The organism is Calothrix sp. NIES-3974 (assembly GCF_002368395.1).
GTDB lineage: Bacteria > Cyanobacteriota > Cyanobacteriia > Cyanobacteriales > Nostocaceae > NIES-3974.
Window position 1 is genome coordinate 5,901,410 of the sequence record NZ_AP018254.1, and the last position, 16,015, is coordinate 5,917,424.

Here is a 16,015-nt window from a genome sequence, read left to right on the forward strand (position 1 = left end):
ATATATTTTTTTATCTCTGTATTTGCCTAAAGTTACAGCTTTTCGCCTCTACTTACAAGTATCTTCAGTTAGATAAAAGGTAATCGAGTGAACATTTTGATCTGGTTGATCCGTTGACTCAATTCTGCTTCCATTAAATATTGTAACATTTATTAGAAAATAGTCCAACAAAAATCTTTCTGGGTGAAAATCGGACGTATACCTTATAAATTAGGGTATTTTCCCAGTCTTGAACAGAACATTTTGCCTATCCATACCATAGGCTAATCCCCATATTTTCTGAAAAAATGTCAGTGTTTGTTCGCAAAACTTAATTTATCGGTCAAGAGAATCTTATAAAACATTGGCAGTAGGGAGTAGGGCGTAGTGGTCTGTCCCATTAATTTTGATAGGTAAAGAAAGGCACATAGTAGCGCTGTAGCGCTCTCAAATAAAGCTTTTTCGAGGCTAAAGTCACGACTAAAAATTCCTTAGAACCTATGGGACAGACCACTGCTAGGGTTCAGGGAAAAATTACACCATCACCGACGAAAAAGCCTTCTTTTCAACTGCCTACTGCTTACTGCTACAATATTCCTGAATCACCCGCACGTCCAAATTCGTTTTTTGCAGGGCGCGGATGGCTGCGGCTGTGGCTTTGGCTCCGGCTATGGTGGTAATAATGGGGATTTTATACATTAAGGCAGTACGTCTAATTAAACGTGCGTCGGTTTGCGCTTCCTCTCCAGAGGGAGTATTAATAATTAGTTGAATTTTGCGGTTTTTAATCGCATCAAGGACGTGGGGACGACCTTCGTGGAGCTTTAAGACTAATTCCACATCTATACCGTTTTCCTGGAGGACTTTACGGGTTCCACTGGTGGCGATCGCAGAAAATCCCAGATCGATTAATTCCTTAACAATCGGGATAACGAGATTCTTATCGCGATCGCTCATGGAGACAAACACCGTCCCACCGAGGGGTAATTTTTCTCCCGCTCCGATTTCCGCTTTGGCAAAGGCTCGACCAAAATCACTATCTATCCCCATTACTTCCCCTGTGGAACGCATTTCTGGTCCGAGGATGGTGTCTGTACCCGGAAATTTATTAAAGGGTAGCACGGCTTCCTTGACGGCGATATGGTTGGGGATGATTTCCTTGGTAAATCCTAACTCCCCTAGGGTCTTACCAGACATAATCAGGGAAGCCAGTTTCGCCAGTTGCACCCCAGTTGCCTTTGATACAAAGGGCACTGTGCGGGATGCCCTCGGATTGGCTTCAAGGATGTAAACCTGGGGTGAGTAGGTTTGCGTCCCCACCACGGCAAACTGAATATTCATTAACCCCACTACCTGCAAAGCTTGGGCTAATTGGGTTGTCCAGGTGCGAATTTTATCCAGAATTGCTGGCGGTAAGGATATGGCTGGCAAGGAACAGGCCGAATCCCCTGAGTGAATTCCCGCCTGCTCAATGTGTTCCATAATACCACCTATCACCACCTGTCCCGTGTGATCACAAATGGCATCCACGTCAACTTCAATGGCGTTTTCCAGGAATTTATCGATGAGGATGGGGTGGTCGGGTTCGACTTGGACGGCAAAGTTCATGTACCGTTCCAGTTCCGCATCGGAATAGACAATTTCCATTGCTCGACCACCGAGGACGTAACTAGGACGGACAACTACGGGATAACCAATGCGTTTGGCTACCACCAGAGCATCCTCAAAGTTACGAGCGGTACCGTTGGCAGGTTGGTCTATTTGTAATTGTTGCAGAATTTTCTCAAATCGTTCTCTATCTTCGGCTGTATCAATGGAATCGGGGGAAGTACCCCAAATTTGGGTACTGGAATTGGTAGCTTGTAAATATTTTTGCAGGGGAACAGCCAATTTTAAGGGAGTTTGACCACCGAATTGGACAATGATACCGACGGGTTTTTCCGCTTCGATGATGTGAATCACATCTTCCTTGGTGAGGGGTTCAAAATATAAGCGATCGCTGGTATCGTAGTCAGTGGAGACGGTTTCTGGGTTAGAATTGACCATGATGGTCTCGTAACCTGCATCCTTGAGGGCGTAGGCAGCGTGACAACAACAGTAATCAAATTCGATTCCCTGACCGATGCGGTTAGGACCACCTCCCAAAATCATCACCTTGGGTTTATCGCTGGGTAAAACTTCCGTTTCACTTTCGTAGGTGGAATAATAATAGGGGGTATAGGCGGCAAATTCGGCAGCACAGGTGTCAACGGTTTTGTAAACTGGATTTACACCCAAACCTTGTCGGTAGGAACGAACCTCATCCTCAGTGGTTTTGGTGGCAAAGGCAATTTGGCGATCGCTAAATCCATAACGTTTCACAGCGAACATTTGTTCGGCAGTGATTTGTTTGAGGGGAGTGCGTTTGAGGAATTTTTCCACATCTAGAATTTCCTGCAATTTATCTAGGAACCAGGGGTCAATCCCTGTTAACTCGTAGATTTCCTCATTGCTGATTCCCAGTAGCATCGCATGACGCAAGGCAAACACCCGTTCCGGATTCGGTGTACGCAATTGAGCGCGGATTTGTTCCCCACTGGGTAACTTTTCCTTGATGTCGCATCCCCACCCAGCGCGTCCTGTTTCTAGGGAACGTAAGGCTTTTTGGAAGGATTCTGCAAAGGTGCGACCAATAGCCATTGCTTCCCCTACCGATTTCATCTGGGTAGTCAGAACCGGATCGGAACCGGGGAATTTTTCAAAGGCAAACCGGGGAATTTTCGTCACCACGTAATCTATGGTCGGTTCAAAACAAGCAGGGGTTTGTTTCGTAATATCATTTTGAATCTCATTTAAACAGTAACCCACAGCCAACTTAGCGGCAATTTTGGCAATCGGGAAACCCGTCGCTTTCGATGCTAAAGCCGAACTACGGGAAACCCGGGGATTCATCTCAATCACCACCACATCCCCATTGGTGGGGTTAACGGCAAACTGGATATTAGAACCACCAGTTTCCACCCCAATTTCCCGAATAATTTTGATGGCCATATCCCGCAAACGCTGGTATTCCTTATCCGTCAGCGTCTGTGCCGGAGCCACCGTAATCGAATCCCCCGTATGGATACCCATCGGGTCAAAATTCTCAATCGAGCAGATAATGACCACATTATCCGCCAAATCCCGCATTACTTCCAGTTCATATTCCTTCCAACCCAACAAAGACTGGTCAATGAGGATTTGGGAAACCGGAGAAGCATCTAAACCAGCTTGGGCAAGTTCGGCAAACTCCTCCTCATTATAGGCAATACCGCCACCCGTACCCCCCATTGTAAACCCAGGACGGATAATTAATGGATAGGTACCAATTTGTTTTGCGATCGCCTTTGCTTCCTCCAATGACGAAGCAGTCCCACTCGGACACACCTTCACGCCGATTTTCGCCATCGCATCATTAAACAACTTCCGGTCTTCGGCTTTTTCAATCGCTGCAAGTTTGGCACCAATCAATTCCACACCATACCGTTCCAAAGCACCATTTTTCGCCAAGGCAACGGCAATATTTAAAGCCGTCTGTCCCCCCATTGTCGGTAACAAAGCATCCGGACGTTCTTTGGCAATTACCTTTTCCACCAACTCCGGGGTTAATGGTTCGATATAGGTACGGTCAGCCATATCCGGATCCGTCATAATCGTTGCCGGATTCGAGTTGATTAACACCACCTCATACCCTTCCTCACGCAGCGCTTTACACGCTTGGGTACCAGAATAATCAAACTCACAGGCTTGTCCAATTATAATCGGTCCAGAACCAAGGAGAAGAATTTTGCTCAGATCGTTGCGGCGGGGCATATAGTTAGTCTATTGGAGTACGAGAATACAAACCTGACTATTTTAAAGGTGTTTCGTACCGATCAACTCAAATCCTTATCAATTTTTCTTAACTTGACCGCAAAATAATTATACTCCCAACTAAGTCAGGAAACTATTACATCAAAGCCTTTCCTGTCAACAAGGAAAAGGTGAAGGGAAGCAAAAATTTTTATATCCATTTTATCTTTATGGCTCGCATCAATCTACTGGACACGCGTACTACCAGTTTTGGGGAATTAATTGGTAACGGCAAAATTTACCGAGTACCGACTTTTCAGCGTGATTATTCCTGGAACGAGGAGAATTGGGAAGACCTATGGCAAGATATTTTCACACTTCATCACAACCCTGGTGCTAGTCATTACATGGGAGCAATTGTTCTGCAAAGCTCTAGTGGTTCCGAGCAGGAATTTACAATTATTGATGGTCAACAAAAGTTAGCAACTCTGAGTGTGATTGCGATCGCTGTAATTGAGCAGATTCAAAAATTAGTCGATCAAGATGAGGAAAAGGAAGCTAATCGGGAACGACAAGAAATTTTAAAACGTACTTTTTTGGGTGATAAAAATCCTCGGTCTCTGCGTTATTCTAGTAAAATTCGCCTTAACGAAAATAATAATGATTTCTATCAAAGTAATTTGATTAATCTGAGAAGACCAATAAATATTCGCTCTCTGTCCAAATCTAATCAGCTGCTTTGGCAGGCTTTGGAGTTTTTTATCAATCATCTGGGAGAACTTACAGATGTAGTTGTTAGTGGGGAAAAATTAGCTGGTTTTTTAACTGATACTATTGCCCAAAGACTCCTTTTTATTCAAATCAATGTTGAAGATGAACTCAATGCCTATACGGTTTTTGAGACATTAAATACTAGAGGGATAGAACTGAGTTCAACGGATTTATTGAAAAACTATTTGTTTTCCTTATTTCAAGGACCGGATGATTTACAAGAAGCGATTCGGCAATGGAGAAGAATTATTAATACAGTTGAGATGGAAAGGTTTCCGGAATTCCTCCGATATTATCTCAGCTTGAAATACACTAGAGTGAGAAAAGAAAGATTATTTAAGACTGTGCGTGAAACAGTCAAAGATACTTCCCAGGCTTTTGAATTACTTGATCATCTGGAGGACTACAGTAGTATTTTTGTTGCCCTCGGTAATTCCCACGATGAATTTTGGCGTGATTCCCCAGAAAACCGACCCTATATCCGTGAACTTGAGCTATTTCAAGTTAAGCAAGCATACCCAATTCTCTTTGCTGCCTATGGACGATTTACCCCGGAAGACTTTACTCGTTTACTCAAACTTTTGTGTGTAATTTCTTTTAGGTATGTCGTTGTGAGTAAGCTCAATCCGAATGATTTAGAAACTTTGTATAATCGGGTGGCGATCGCAATTACAAACGGCGAAGTGAACAATCCTCAACAAGCATTTGTCTATCTTCGTCCAGTATATGTGACCAATGAGAAATTTCTCCAAGATTTTTCTTTACTCGCAATTCCTACTAGAGGACAGAAGAAAAAACTAGTGCGTTATATTTTGTACAAGCTAGAGATGGATGCATCAGGTATAGATGTTAACATCGATAGCTTCTCTATTGAACATATTTTACCTGAATCACCAAGTACCCAGTGGCAGCAAAATTTTCCCAGGGATGCTCAAATAGAAGATATTGTTTACCGTATTGGTAATTTAACTCCCCTAGAGCCTTCCTTAAACCGGCAAATCGGGAATGCTTTATATCCAGTCAAACAAGAGGTTTACCAGCAGAGTGTGTATAAATTAACCCAAAATATTTTGGCGGAGGAATGGAATCTCAATACACTGGCAACTCGACAAAAATACTTGGCACAAAGGGCTGTTCACATCTGGAAGTCTGATTTTTCTTTGTGAGTAAAAAACAGGGCGATCGCCTGCCAATCGCACCTGTATAAATTCATCAAGTTCCATCAATTAAAATCAAGAATCTTGCTGATTCAACCAACTTAATTTTGAGCAGCTTGTACAAAGCCCAAGGTCAAGCTATCTTTTGCGAGGAAATGGGCTAAATGATACGCTCTTTCCTCCGCCGATAACAGCATTTTTTCATAGATAAATCTAGTACCTCTATCTCCTAAACTTTCAGCTTGAGCAGCTTGACGACGAATTAAGGCAATGATAGCTTGCTCTGCTTGCAAATCATTTTCTACCATTTGACGGCAAGAATAAACACCATCACCTTCCTGCTCAAAGCAGCACAATTCGGCCAATTTACTAAAGGTTGCAGCAGGTACACCACCCAAACCATTTAAACGTTCACCAATTTCGTGGATATGTTCCTGTATTTGCTTATAGCTATCATTAAAAAACTCATGTAACGCGTAAAATTCAGCACCTTCAACTACAAAATGATGTTTTTGATATTGCAATGATAAAGCTTGGAAACTTGCTAAAACAACATTAAAACCTTCACATACAGGTGTGGTGACACTCCGATCAAGTAATACGGGATTATCGTAAACTTGTCCAAAATTTTGCACCAAAGTTTGTGTATCTGCCATATCGTCCTTACCTTAAAAAACAAAAACTAGTAGTTTGATGTTCACAATACTAGCAATTTTAGAAAGTAATGCAATCCGCCGCAATAGCCAAGAGTTTTATTTTTTTAATCCCCATATCATGCTTTTTTTTACAGTATTGCGAATATTTATTACCTTAGTAATAAATACTTTTTGCGCTAACTTTGCAGCTAAAAACCAGATAAATCAATCAAATTTACGATAACAAACCCATCAAGCACTCAAAAAATATGACAAATCATCTGTAGATAAAATCACTCCTGATAAAGCTTTGCACCAGCTACCCCCAACATGACCCTGGGGATAACTTAACAATGTCTTATGATTCCGGTGATGCAATTTGAAATGGATTTCAACAAAAAGGTGGCTATTGGTGAGTATAAATACTTGATGCTCCCTGTACAGACACGACATGTTGCGTCTGTACTCTCGAAGGAAAAATCTGCTTTATCACCCCACGTCCAGAGTTAGGACACTAGTCAAAAAAGTGATAATTAATACTTGACTAACAACCTCTTACAAGGCTTTGAAGCTCTATAAAAGGTTAGGTATTTGACCAATAATTATGTATTTCGACTTGTAACTGACTGGCATGGAATTATTTATTACTACTATGGGTAAGGTTTTTTCAAACCAATTAGTTGGTAAATTTTGCTCTTTCCCGGCATTATTAATTATCGTGATTATTTTTTTCATGTCGGCAACTTGATGACGATAACAGCCATTAGAGCCATTTCCGGCCATTAAGTTACCAACTCGTCCGTGAAATCCAAAATTGATGGGATTACCGTTTTTATCTTTCTGGTTTGGAGGGGAATAAAAATTTCCATAGGCAGGTCTAAAACTAGCACTATTGTCACGATGAATATAGTCTAGTGTGTATATTCCTGGGGGTGGATGCCATTCGTAATATTTTGCTCCCACAGCTTGAAATTGTTCTCGATAAATCTGGCCATTTTTGCGTTGATAAATAAGTGTAGTTGTCACTTTTTGTGAGGTTTCACCAGTCTCAAAGATGATGATGATAGGAGATGTAATTTTTGTTTCTGGATTATAACCAAAGGTCTTTAAGCAAGCTGCGAGAGTTTGTTTATCTCCGGTTTGTGGTTTGCGGTTGAGTAATCCATTTAGGCAATTATTTGCTGTTATTTCTAGGGTTGGGTCGTGGTAGATGTTCTGATGAGAATTGAAGTAATTGTAATTGTAAGTATATATTTGTGCTGCATCCGATTTTTGCAATTGGAGAATGGGATAGGTTGAGATGAAAGTGGCAAAGATTAACCCTGCTGAAAATACTATTCGATGCAAATTATCTAGCAAACTGATGGCCATCTTCATGCTCCGGTAAATGCTGAATATCAAGCCAAAAATTAATCAGCAAAAAATCGTTCCCAATCCTTAACTAAAGACAAACAAAAGCGATCGCATTTTTGCGGGGGATGTTCTCGTAGTAATTTGAGATTGCTGCCAAAAATTCTCGAGGTCGCTACAGTACAAAGTGTTTGAGCTTCTATCAATTGTTGTTGACTCTCCTCAAGTTCAATCAGAGTGGGAGGATGTTGTCCGATTTGCAGCAGCATAATTTTGTACTCCCCTCCTTCGTAATCGGTCAATTCAGACCTCCAAGACTTTCTATGTTCATTACGCCATTGGGGAAGAGTATTTCCAGTAACGACTAACTGAACTGGTGTTCTTAAAATCATACCGTTGTCCAGAAAGTTAGTTGATATGGGGTTTTGTAAAGTACAGCCATGATTGCGATTGAATGTCACGATTCCAGGTACTACTTCCCGTTTGATAACTGTGACCACGGGTTCTGTTAATTGCAGTTGTTCTATATCTCTGGAATCAAGGACTGGAGTTTGAGCTTGAATCTGATTACAAGGTAAAGCAGCTAAAAAACTAGCAATTATCAAGTTAAAAATAATTTTCATCCAAACCTCCTTGAACAATTAAGTCATGTTTCAAGGTGATTCAATCCCATATTGGGAAATTTCTTGTCTTCGTCAATCTAGAGGAAATTGGTAGATGCTTCCTTGTAAATTTGGTTGGTGAATCGGAGGAATCTAATTACAACCTCGTGCTGTACAGTTACGAGGTTTTTCCCTTGGTGGTATGTTAGTAATTTCCATCGAACCTTGGGTGCGTTCAGTTGGAGTACAGTTGGCGATCGCATAAATTTCTGCTTCTTGACGAGTGACTACACCACTACTGAGACGTTGTTCAAAGGCTTGTTGATTGTTGATGACGTTGATTGCGGTTTGAAAGGCTGTATTCATCTTTTCTTGGACACTACCACGATTTTCAATTGTGTCTATCTGGGTATTAGAAATGTCTAAAGCATAACCAAAGCCTCCACCCGCAATTCTTCTGGGTTTCAGGGCAAAACCTTGACGGTAAGCAACGCTTGTTCCACAGGCTGAACGGTATTGAAATGAGAATGCTTCACCACCAGTACCGGGTACTTGGGAACCAAATTGAATGCTGTTGTATTGGTCTCCATCGACTTTGACTTGTGTGGATGGTGAAACAGTACTTGCACCAGTGGTTACAGACATTTGTTTTTTTTGCTCTCCGATGGATGCACTTGCATCACCACCTTGGCTGACGTTTAAATTCGTGTTGCTACTGTTAGAGGCTGTTTATAAAGTAAATCTAAAGATGGTTAGCCAAGCATAATTGCAAAGGTAGGATACTTCAAAATTTCACGACTGATTATTGACATCTTGACAAATCCCAGATAGACTAGAGTATAATGCCGCCGGGGCTATATAGTTTAATTTAAAAGCTTGGCGGAAAGTTTTTTGTGAGGGTAGGGAATAGGCAATAGGGAATGTAGTTGTATGCCTGCGGATTACACTTTTCACAAGACCCAAAAAACAACAGATGCCAAGAGACGCGATATATCGCGTCTTGACTATTTTCCGCAAGCCCTAACATAAGTCGAGTCAGATCAATTTAATCGATTGGCGATCGCTTCCTAAAATTTGCTTCATAAGTTCGTGGTGAGTTGGTTCGGTGTTTCTGGTAAAGCTAAAGAAACAAGACATTTTCGTCACAAAAGACGAACAATTGTAAAAGAAGATTGATATTAGTTGTCAACCATACCGACGAGGTATGACACTAAGGATATGACGAACAACATCTCTGCTGCATAGTATTTTGTTTGATTGATATCTGAAGCTTTGTCCAACTCAAAGTTTCCCAACACGCAAATTATCCCAGTGCCTGTAGGGAAGGGATGTTGTCGCCAATTATTTCCCAATCAAAATTGTTTGGCATTATTCCCATGCGTGTAATATCGACCCTTGAATTTAAACAAACAAATTGGCAAACAGCCATATTGTTGATTTTAGGCTTTTGGCTGAGTGCGATTCTGTTACTTGACTGGGTAGTTATGCCTAGTTTGTATGTTTCCGGAATGATGACGACGGATGGTTTTGCCTCCGCAGGTTATTCCGTGTTTTGGATTTTTAATCGTTTAGAATTGATTGCCGCAGCACTGATTGTGAGTGGAAGTTTTGCTTTAGCAAAGCAATTGCAAATATCCGGATTCAAAACAGCGATCGCAATTTTGCTATTGGCTGTGTCCTTACTAGAGACATATTTTTTAACACCCCAGATGTCGGCGATCGCAATTAACTTAAATCCCTTTGGCGATGTATCCTGTACTCCTGCGGGTATGAATTTTTGGCATGGTCTGTACTGGGGTTTAGAAGTAACGAAGTTAGCTGTTTTGGGGGTATTACTCAAATCATTTTGGCCCCATCAATCGTGAGGAAAGTAGAAGGGATAGAGGTTTAATTCTTCATCCCTGATAGTATTCGGCCACATTGATAATTTTGATGGGTAAGGAAAGGCACGTAGTTGCTTCATACTACCCCCATTTCTCACAAAACCCTAAAACTTAAAGGGAATAGGGAGTAGAAGGGAAATCAATTTGTCACCCAATACTCATAACTTACTTGTGAGAAATCCAGGACTAACACTTTGTCGGAGCTAGAGCCACAACTACAAACCCCTTAAAACTTGTGTGGTCGAATACTAACACAAATATTTTGAATATTTTGGATTGATTAACTTCCATTTACCAGCAACAATTTCGCGGTTTCAGCGATCACCGTTGGATTTTGCCAGTAATTATTGTGAGCATCACCGGGATGGTCACTGGTATCGACTTGAAACTCCATAATTGCGGGGGATGGTTGATACAGACGACGGGTTCCGAACCCTAAAATATCATCGATGTCATAGAAAATTTTCCACTTGACTGTTTGCTGGCTGAGGATACCAATATCTCTAGCATTGAGTAATTGCTCCGCTGCTAGCATTTCCACAATTTTGGGTTTGCGCATGGCAAACAGGGGAATTTGGGAAGCAGTGCTAGTTAGGGAACCGACGACTAACTCTCCCCTTTGAGCCTTGTTACGCCACCAACGGAAGCGATTCACATCTTCAGTCGAGCCTTGCTGATAAAAATCCGGTTCGTGGTCAGGAGCAAATAATCCGTAGAGAAAATCATGGCAGAGGGTGACACCTAAACTGTGTCCCACCAAGTGTAGACGCACATCTTTTGCATCTCGATATAAATCGAGTTTTTCCAGCACCTGTCCATAAACAACTTGTCTGATGAGGGTTTCCCCCTCCTGAGAACAGTAAAAAATCACATCTCCAAAACCCATAATCATCACAGATTCGCGCAATCCAATGATTAGTTGGCGAATTATCGGCGTAAAGCTGGGAAAATCCATTTTATTCGCAGTTAATTCTGCCATTTTCACATTTGTCGAGTCATTATCCCTTTGAATTGCTTCCCAACAAACCCGACTGTGAAGAAAATTTTGCGATCGCATTAATTTTTGGTCAGTACGTAATGCCGATAAATCGGGAGGTGGTGTCTCTGGTAACTCGTGTCCCCACTCCACCCCAATATATCCGATGGGGAAAATCTCCTGAAGTTGGGGAGCATTTTTCACCAAAGCTTGCCAAAACGGTTCGTACAAATCAAAGGGCGATCGCGGTTTATTGCTGGGACTCATCCCATGTACCATAATCAGTATATTAATGGGTTTGGACATAATTGAGACATCGTTTTGATTAAATTGTCCATATTAAGCCATTAATCACAAAACTGCGAATGGGTCAGAGCATTTTGGATTTTGGATTTTAGATTTTGGAATTATAACTTACCCATGCAGGGTTTCTCAGCCCTTATATACCTAATTTGGAAAGCACTTTTGACGTCAAACACCCATCCCAAGCTGAAAAGATATTCAATCAGTTCCCCATATCATGTGGACACAACCAAAAAAGGAGATAGCTCATTCCCACTCCCTCAACATCAAGCGAGTCCCAAAATAAGTACTATAATTTGGGGTGGTGCAAAGAGGGGGTATAAATGTTCGTTCGCCATCGATACATAGTTATAGGTTTGGCTGCTTGGGTGGTAAGTATCGCGATCACAGGTTGTGCGGAAACAAAATTAGCCCAATGTGAAAAGCTGATTGCAAAGGTGAATCAGGGGATATCCCTATTGGAAAAAAATAAGGGTTCCCAGGTGACGACTAGTTTACAGTTGGCTAGGGATTTAGAGGAAGTGTCTAAATCTACTCAAGATTTAAATTTATCTGACCCCACTTTGAAGGGGTATCAAACTCAGTTTGTAGATATTTTTAATACGGTGAGTGAAAATATTGACAAAGCCGCTAAAGCCCTTGGTACATCAAAAAATGCCAAAGCGGATACGGAAGGACGGAAAAAAATCAAACAAGCTCGTAATGAAATTGATGCAGCTGGAAAAAAGAATCAACAAGCTGCCAAGAAATCTGATCAAATAGCTAATCAGTTAAGTAAGTATTGCGCTCAGAAGGAGTTATAGTAATTCGTAATAGCCTACGGCAACGCTTCGCGTACGTAATTTGGAATTCGTAATTCGTAATATCGTTTACGCTAATGCTTGCTACATATCAGGGTCTGTAACCGTTGATTATTCTAGTTTCATTGATTGCAAAATACAAGATAATCGATATAATTCGTAATTCGTAATTTTTAATAGCCTAGTACTCCACCAGATGAATTTTGGTGGGTAAAAAAGGCACGTAGTAGCGCTTTACCTCGATTTTTCACGAGTAAGTTGTAAGCCTTGAGTGACGAACTAATTTCCCCTATACACCCTACGGGTACGCGCAGCGTTGTCGTAGACTAGACACTACGCGTCTACACTACTCCCGTCACGGACTAGTCCCTATGAGTTTTAGGGTTTTGTGAGAAATGCGGATTTAGCGCCTTGATCATAAAAATCTTATTCATTGGTTGAGAACAAAGTTAATAACTTGCTCGATTTCAGTTTTACTGATTTTATTCTCAATCTAATAGGAGGTTTTTAAAAACTTTTATTTCCCACGAATAATGCTGGAAAGGAGTTTCAGGCTTTATGACTCATCTTAAGCTAGCTTCTTTGTCGTAGTACTCACGTCAATTTTAAAAGCTAATTTTCATGAATTAGTATAAAAACATCGACTGGTAGGTTGAAGAAAAATAGGAGACAAATAATGCTAGGTGCGATCGCAGGTGATATTATCGGTTCTGTATACGAAAAAGATAACCTGAAAAGCAAGGAATTTCCCCTGTTTCATACCCATTCCCGTCCCACTGATGACACAATCCTCACCATTGCCACGGCAGAAGTAGTCCTTGCTAATAGCAACTACACTGAAGTTTACAAAACCTATTGTCGTCGTTATCCCTATGCTGGCTATGGTAGATCATTTTACAGCTGGGCACACTCGGACACTCCCACACCCTACAATAGTTTTGGCAATGGTGCAGCTATGCGTGTCAGTCCAATTGGTTTTGCCTATCATACCCTGGAAATGGTTTTGCAGCAAGCCAAGCGCAGTGCAGCCGTCACTCATAACCACCCGGAAGGAATTAAAGGAGCTCAAGCAACTGCTAGTGCCATATTCCTTGCTCGTCAGGGAAAAAACAAGACAGCCATCCGCGAATACATCGAAAACACCTTTGGTTACAACCTCAACTTTACCCCCGATCAAATCCGACCCACCTACCAGTTCGATGTCAGCTGTCAGGGTTCGGTTCCCCAGGCAATTGTTGCTTTTTTGGCATCAACCAACTTAGAGGATGCCATCCGTACCGCCGTATCTCTCGGTGGTGATAGTGATACAATTGCCTGTATTGCTGGGGGTATTGCCGAGGCTTTTTATGGAGGTGTTCCCGAAGCGATCGCCCAAGCTGCTTTGGCAAAACTGGATTTACCGTTGCGCAGTATTGTGGAAAATTTTCGGACACAATACTGCCAAAATTAGACCGTTTATAATCGTCTAAACTTCAGTTGCAACTAACTTATCCCAACCCAACTCCTGTAAATGGTTATTTCTACGGAGGGGACGAGTAACCAATTCCAAGACATCACGGGCGTTAGTAAATCCGTGAATATTCGCAAAGGTAAATTCCACTGACCACTTGGTATTGATACCCCGCGCTTCTAGGGGATTAGCATGGGCCATACCCGTAATCACTAAATCGGGTTGAAGTTGGTAAATACGTTGAACTTGGTTGTAATTATCAGGTTTTTCCACAATTCGGGGAATTTCCACACCCATTTCTTGACAAGTTTTTTCTAGCAATGCTAATTCTGCGGCTTGGTAGCGTTTATCCATGTAGGGTATACCGATTTCCGGTACAGTCATACCGCAACGAATTAAAAACCTAGCTAGGGAAATTTCTAACAAATTATCTCCCATGAAGAAAACCGACTTTCCACGAATTAACTGAAGGTAATTTTCTACACTTTGCCAAATTTGAGCTTCCCGTTCATCTAAACCTTGGGGTGTAATCCCGAATACCGAGCAAATCTTTTCAATCCAAGCACGGGTACCATCGGGACCAATGGGGAAGGGAGCGCCAATTAGTTTACATTTACGACGACGCATGAGGGTTGTTGCCGTCTTACTTAGGAAAGGATTGACACCACAAACATAATCACCTTCAGCGATCGCAGGTAGTTCTGTAAATCGTTTTTCTGGCAACCAACCGGAAACTTTGATACCCTGTCGTTTCAATTCTAAAGTTAATTGGGTGACAACCGGGTCTGGGAGGGAACCAAATAAAATTAGGGGTGGATGGTCATGATATTCAGGTTCTGGATTAATTTCACTGGAGTTAGTTTCCTTTTTACCAAAATTGAATAACCGTTGCATCGGATTCGCTTCCGTTTTGGTCGTCGCTGCTGTTTTGACAGGTGCTTGGTCAGGACACCGTGCAGCCATTGCAGCCAGTACCGTATCTTCCCCCTGGGTAAAAGCATAATCTAAACCGTTGGCCCGGGCAACCACAATCGGGATACCAATTTCCGCTTCTAACTTCGGAGCTAAACCCTCCAAATCCATTTTAATGATTTCTGTGGTACAAGTACCAATCCAGACAATCACACTGGGATTGCGATCGCGTTTAATTTGTTGGCATAATCGTTTTAACTCTTCATAGTCATTGAGTTGGGCAGAAATATCACCCTCCTCTAACTCTGCCATTGCATAACGCGGTTCGGCAAAAATCATCACCCCCATCGCATTCTGCAAAAAATAACCGCAGGTTTTGGTTCCAATCACCAAAAAGAAACTATCTTCAATTTTCTGGTATAGCCAAGCGACGCAACTTATCGGACAAAAGGTATGGTAATTACCAGTTTCACAATCGAAATTTAAAGCCTGTGGTTGAGCGACGGTCATACAAAAATCTCCCCGTAAATTGCTCGAATTTTGGATTTTTAGTTCAGATTTTGAGATTAAATATCAAGAATTTGATACTCAATCTCAAAAACTCCCAATTTCAAATCTCAAATCCAAAATTCTTGTTTTTAAGCATTAGGGAAAAGCCGAGCTATTTCCGAGTCATCAAAAGCACCCGTAGCAAATTCTTCCCCTAATAGCATGTCGTTATCTTCGTCGTTTTTGACAGCAGAATTCGATTCTTCTCCCCACACATCCATCAACACATCACCAAATCCGGTTTCTTCCCCAGCAGTATTAAAATCAGCCAAAGAATTTTCTTCCTGTGTCTGGGTCGCAAAGGAACTGTCCCCATCAAAGGAAACATCACCGAACTCATCATCACTATTCATTGCCGCAGCTTGATGCTTATCAGATTTAGGTGCTTCCTCGGTTGACGAAACGGGGGAAATTTCATCCTCCATCTCCCCTAATTCCTCTGAGGATGCTTCCATACTAAAACCCTGGGTCATAGCAACTTCTGCAAATCCACTTGTATCCATCGGTGAATCCGAATCATCACCGTAGTTAGCTGCTGTTTCCCCGTAGCCTGTACTATTACCCAAAGCCACATCTGGATCAAAGTTTAAACCCAAAACCTCAATTAAAGTATCCGCATCCGCATTTAACTTAGAAAAAGGCAACATCAACTGCGCCAATTTTGGCTCTAGAGCGTTGACAACCCCCAGGATGAGGTATGACGGTGGTCGCTTACCCCCATCGGGTGTATAGACCGATTCAACCTGCATGTGGAGCTTAATCCAGTCATGGTTCGCTTGGAAAAATTGCAACCATTTCTGTTTTAACGATTCTGTAAAGCTGTAAAAAAATGCCATAT

Annotated in this window: 12 protein-coding genes; 4 read left to right on the top strand and 8 right to left on the bottom strand. The window is 41.7% G+C overall.

The window, feature by feature from the left end:
* Positions 1 to 552 precede the first annotated feature (552 nt).
* Complete coding sequence (carB, locus tag CDC37_RS23490) at positions 553 to 3,810, bottom strand: carbamoyl-phosphate synthase large subunit (protein ID WP_096625649.1); 3,258 nt, start codon at positions 3,808 to 3,810, stop codon at positions 553 to 555.
* 209 nt (positions 3,811 to 4,019) lie between these two features.
* Here carB and CDC37_RS23495 point away from each other — a divergent pair, with 209 nt between their 5' ends.
* On the top strand, positions 4,020 to 5,726 hold the full coding sequence (locus CDC37_RS23495; protein WP_096625651.1) for a DUF262 domain-containing protein: 1,707 nt from the start codon (positions 4,020 to 4,022) through the stop codon (positions 5,724 to 5,726).
* A gap of 92 nt (positions 5,727 to 5,818) precedes the next feature.
* Here CDC37_RS23495 and CDC37_RS23500 read toward each other — a convergent pair whose 3' ends face one another.
* The 4 genes from CDC37_RS23500 to CDC37_RS23515 form a co-directional block, all read right to left on the bottom strand.
* On the bottom strand, positions 5,819 to 6,373 hold the full coding sequence (locus CDC37_RS23500; protein ID WP_096625653.1) for a Dps family protein: 555 nt from the start codon (positions 6,371 to 6,373) through the stop codon (positions 5,819 to 5,821).
* A gap of 552 nt (positions 6,374 to 6,925) precedes the next feature.
* On the bottom strand, positions 6,926 to 7,723 hold the full coding sequence (locus CDC37_RS23505) for a L,D-transpeptidase family protein (protein WP_231943159.1): 798 nt from the start codon (positions 7,721 to 7,723) through the stop codon (positions 6,926 to 6,928).
* A 38-nt stretch (positions 7,724 to 7,761) separates the two neighbouring features.
* Positions 7,762 to 8,325, bottom strand: a complete 564-nt coding sequence (locus tag CDC37_RS23510; RefSeq protein WP_096625655.1) for a hypothetical protein — start codon at positions 8,323 to 8,325, stop codon at positions 7,762 to 7,764.
* 132 nt (positions 8,326 to 8,457) lie between these two features.
* The gene (locus tag CDC37_RS23515) at positions 8,458 to 8,949 is read right to left on the bottom strand and encodes a hypothetical protein (protein WP_096625657.1); all 492 of its coding nucleotides are present in this window, start codon (positions 8,947 to 8,949) and stop codon (positions 8,458 to 8,460) included.
* Positions 8,950 to 9,680: 731 nt separating this feature from the next.
* Between CDC37_RS23515 and CDC37_RS23520 the strand changes: the two genes are divergently transcribed.
* Positions 9,681 to 10,169 (top strand): hypothetical protein, encoded by a 489-nt coding sequence (locus CDC37_RS23520; RefSeq protein ID WP_096626597.1) that lies wholly within the window; start codon positions 9,681 to 9,683, stop codon positions 10,167 to 10,169.
* A gap of 298 nt (positions 10,170 to 10,467) precedes the next feature.
* On the opposite strand, the gene CDC37_RS23525 is transcribed toward CDC37_RS23520, so the two are convergent.
* Positions 10,468 to 11,469, bottom strand: coding sequence for a hypothetical protein (locus CDC37_RS23525; RefSeq protein ID WP_096625659.1), 1,002 nt, complete (start codon positions 11,467 to 11,469; stop codon positions 10,468 to 10,470).
* Between the two features lie 320 nt (positions 11,470 to 11,789).
* Here CDC37_RS23525 and CDC37_RS23530 point away from each other — a divergent pair, with 320 nt between their 5' ends.
* Both CDC37_RS23530 and CDC37_RS23535 read left to right on the top strand, forming a co-directional pair.
* Positions 11,790 to 12,269, top strand: a complete 480-nt coding sequence (locus CDC37_RS23530) for a hypothetical protein (RefSeq protein WP_096625661.1) — start codon at positions 11,790 to 11,792, stop codon at positions 12,267 to 12,269.
* A 673-nt stretch (positions 12,270 to 12,942) separates the two neighbouring features.
* On the top strand, positions 12,943 to 13,716 hold the full coding sequence (locus tag CDC37_RS23535) for an ADP-ribosylglycohydrolase family protein (protein ID WP_096625663.1): 774 nt from the start codon (positions 12,943 to 12,945) through the stop codon (positions 13,714 to 13,716).
* Between the two features lie 15 nt (positions 13,717 to 13,731).
* Here the strand turns inward: CDC37_RS23535 and CDC37_RS23540 are convergent, their stop codons facing one another.
* On the bottom strand, positions 13,732 to 15,138 hold the full coding sequence (locus CDC37_RS23540) for a ferredoxin:protochlorophyllide reductase (ATP-dependent) subunit N (protein WP_096625665.1): 1,407 nt from the start codon (positions 15,136 to 15,138) through the stop codon (positions 13,732 to 13,734).
* Positions 15,139 to 15,266: 128 nt separating this feature from the next.
* Positions 15,267 to 16,013 carry a DUF5331 domain-containing protein gene (locus CDC37_RS23545; protein ID WP_096625667.1) on the bottom strand — a complete coding sequence of 249 codons (747 nt, stop codon included), beginning with the start codon at positions 16,011 to 16,013 and terminating at the stop codon, positions 15,267 to 15,269.
* Positions 16,014 to 16,015: the final 2 nt, after the last annotated feature.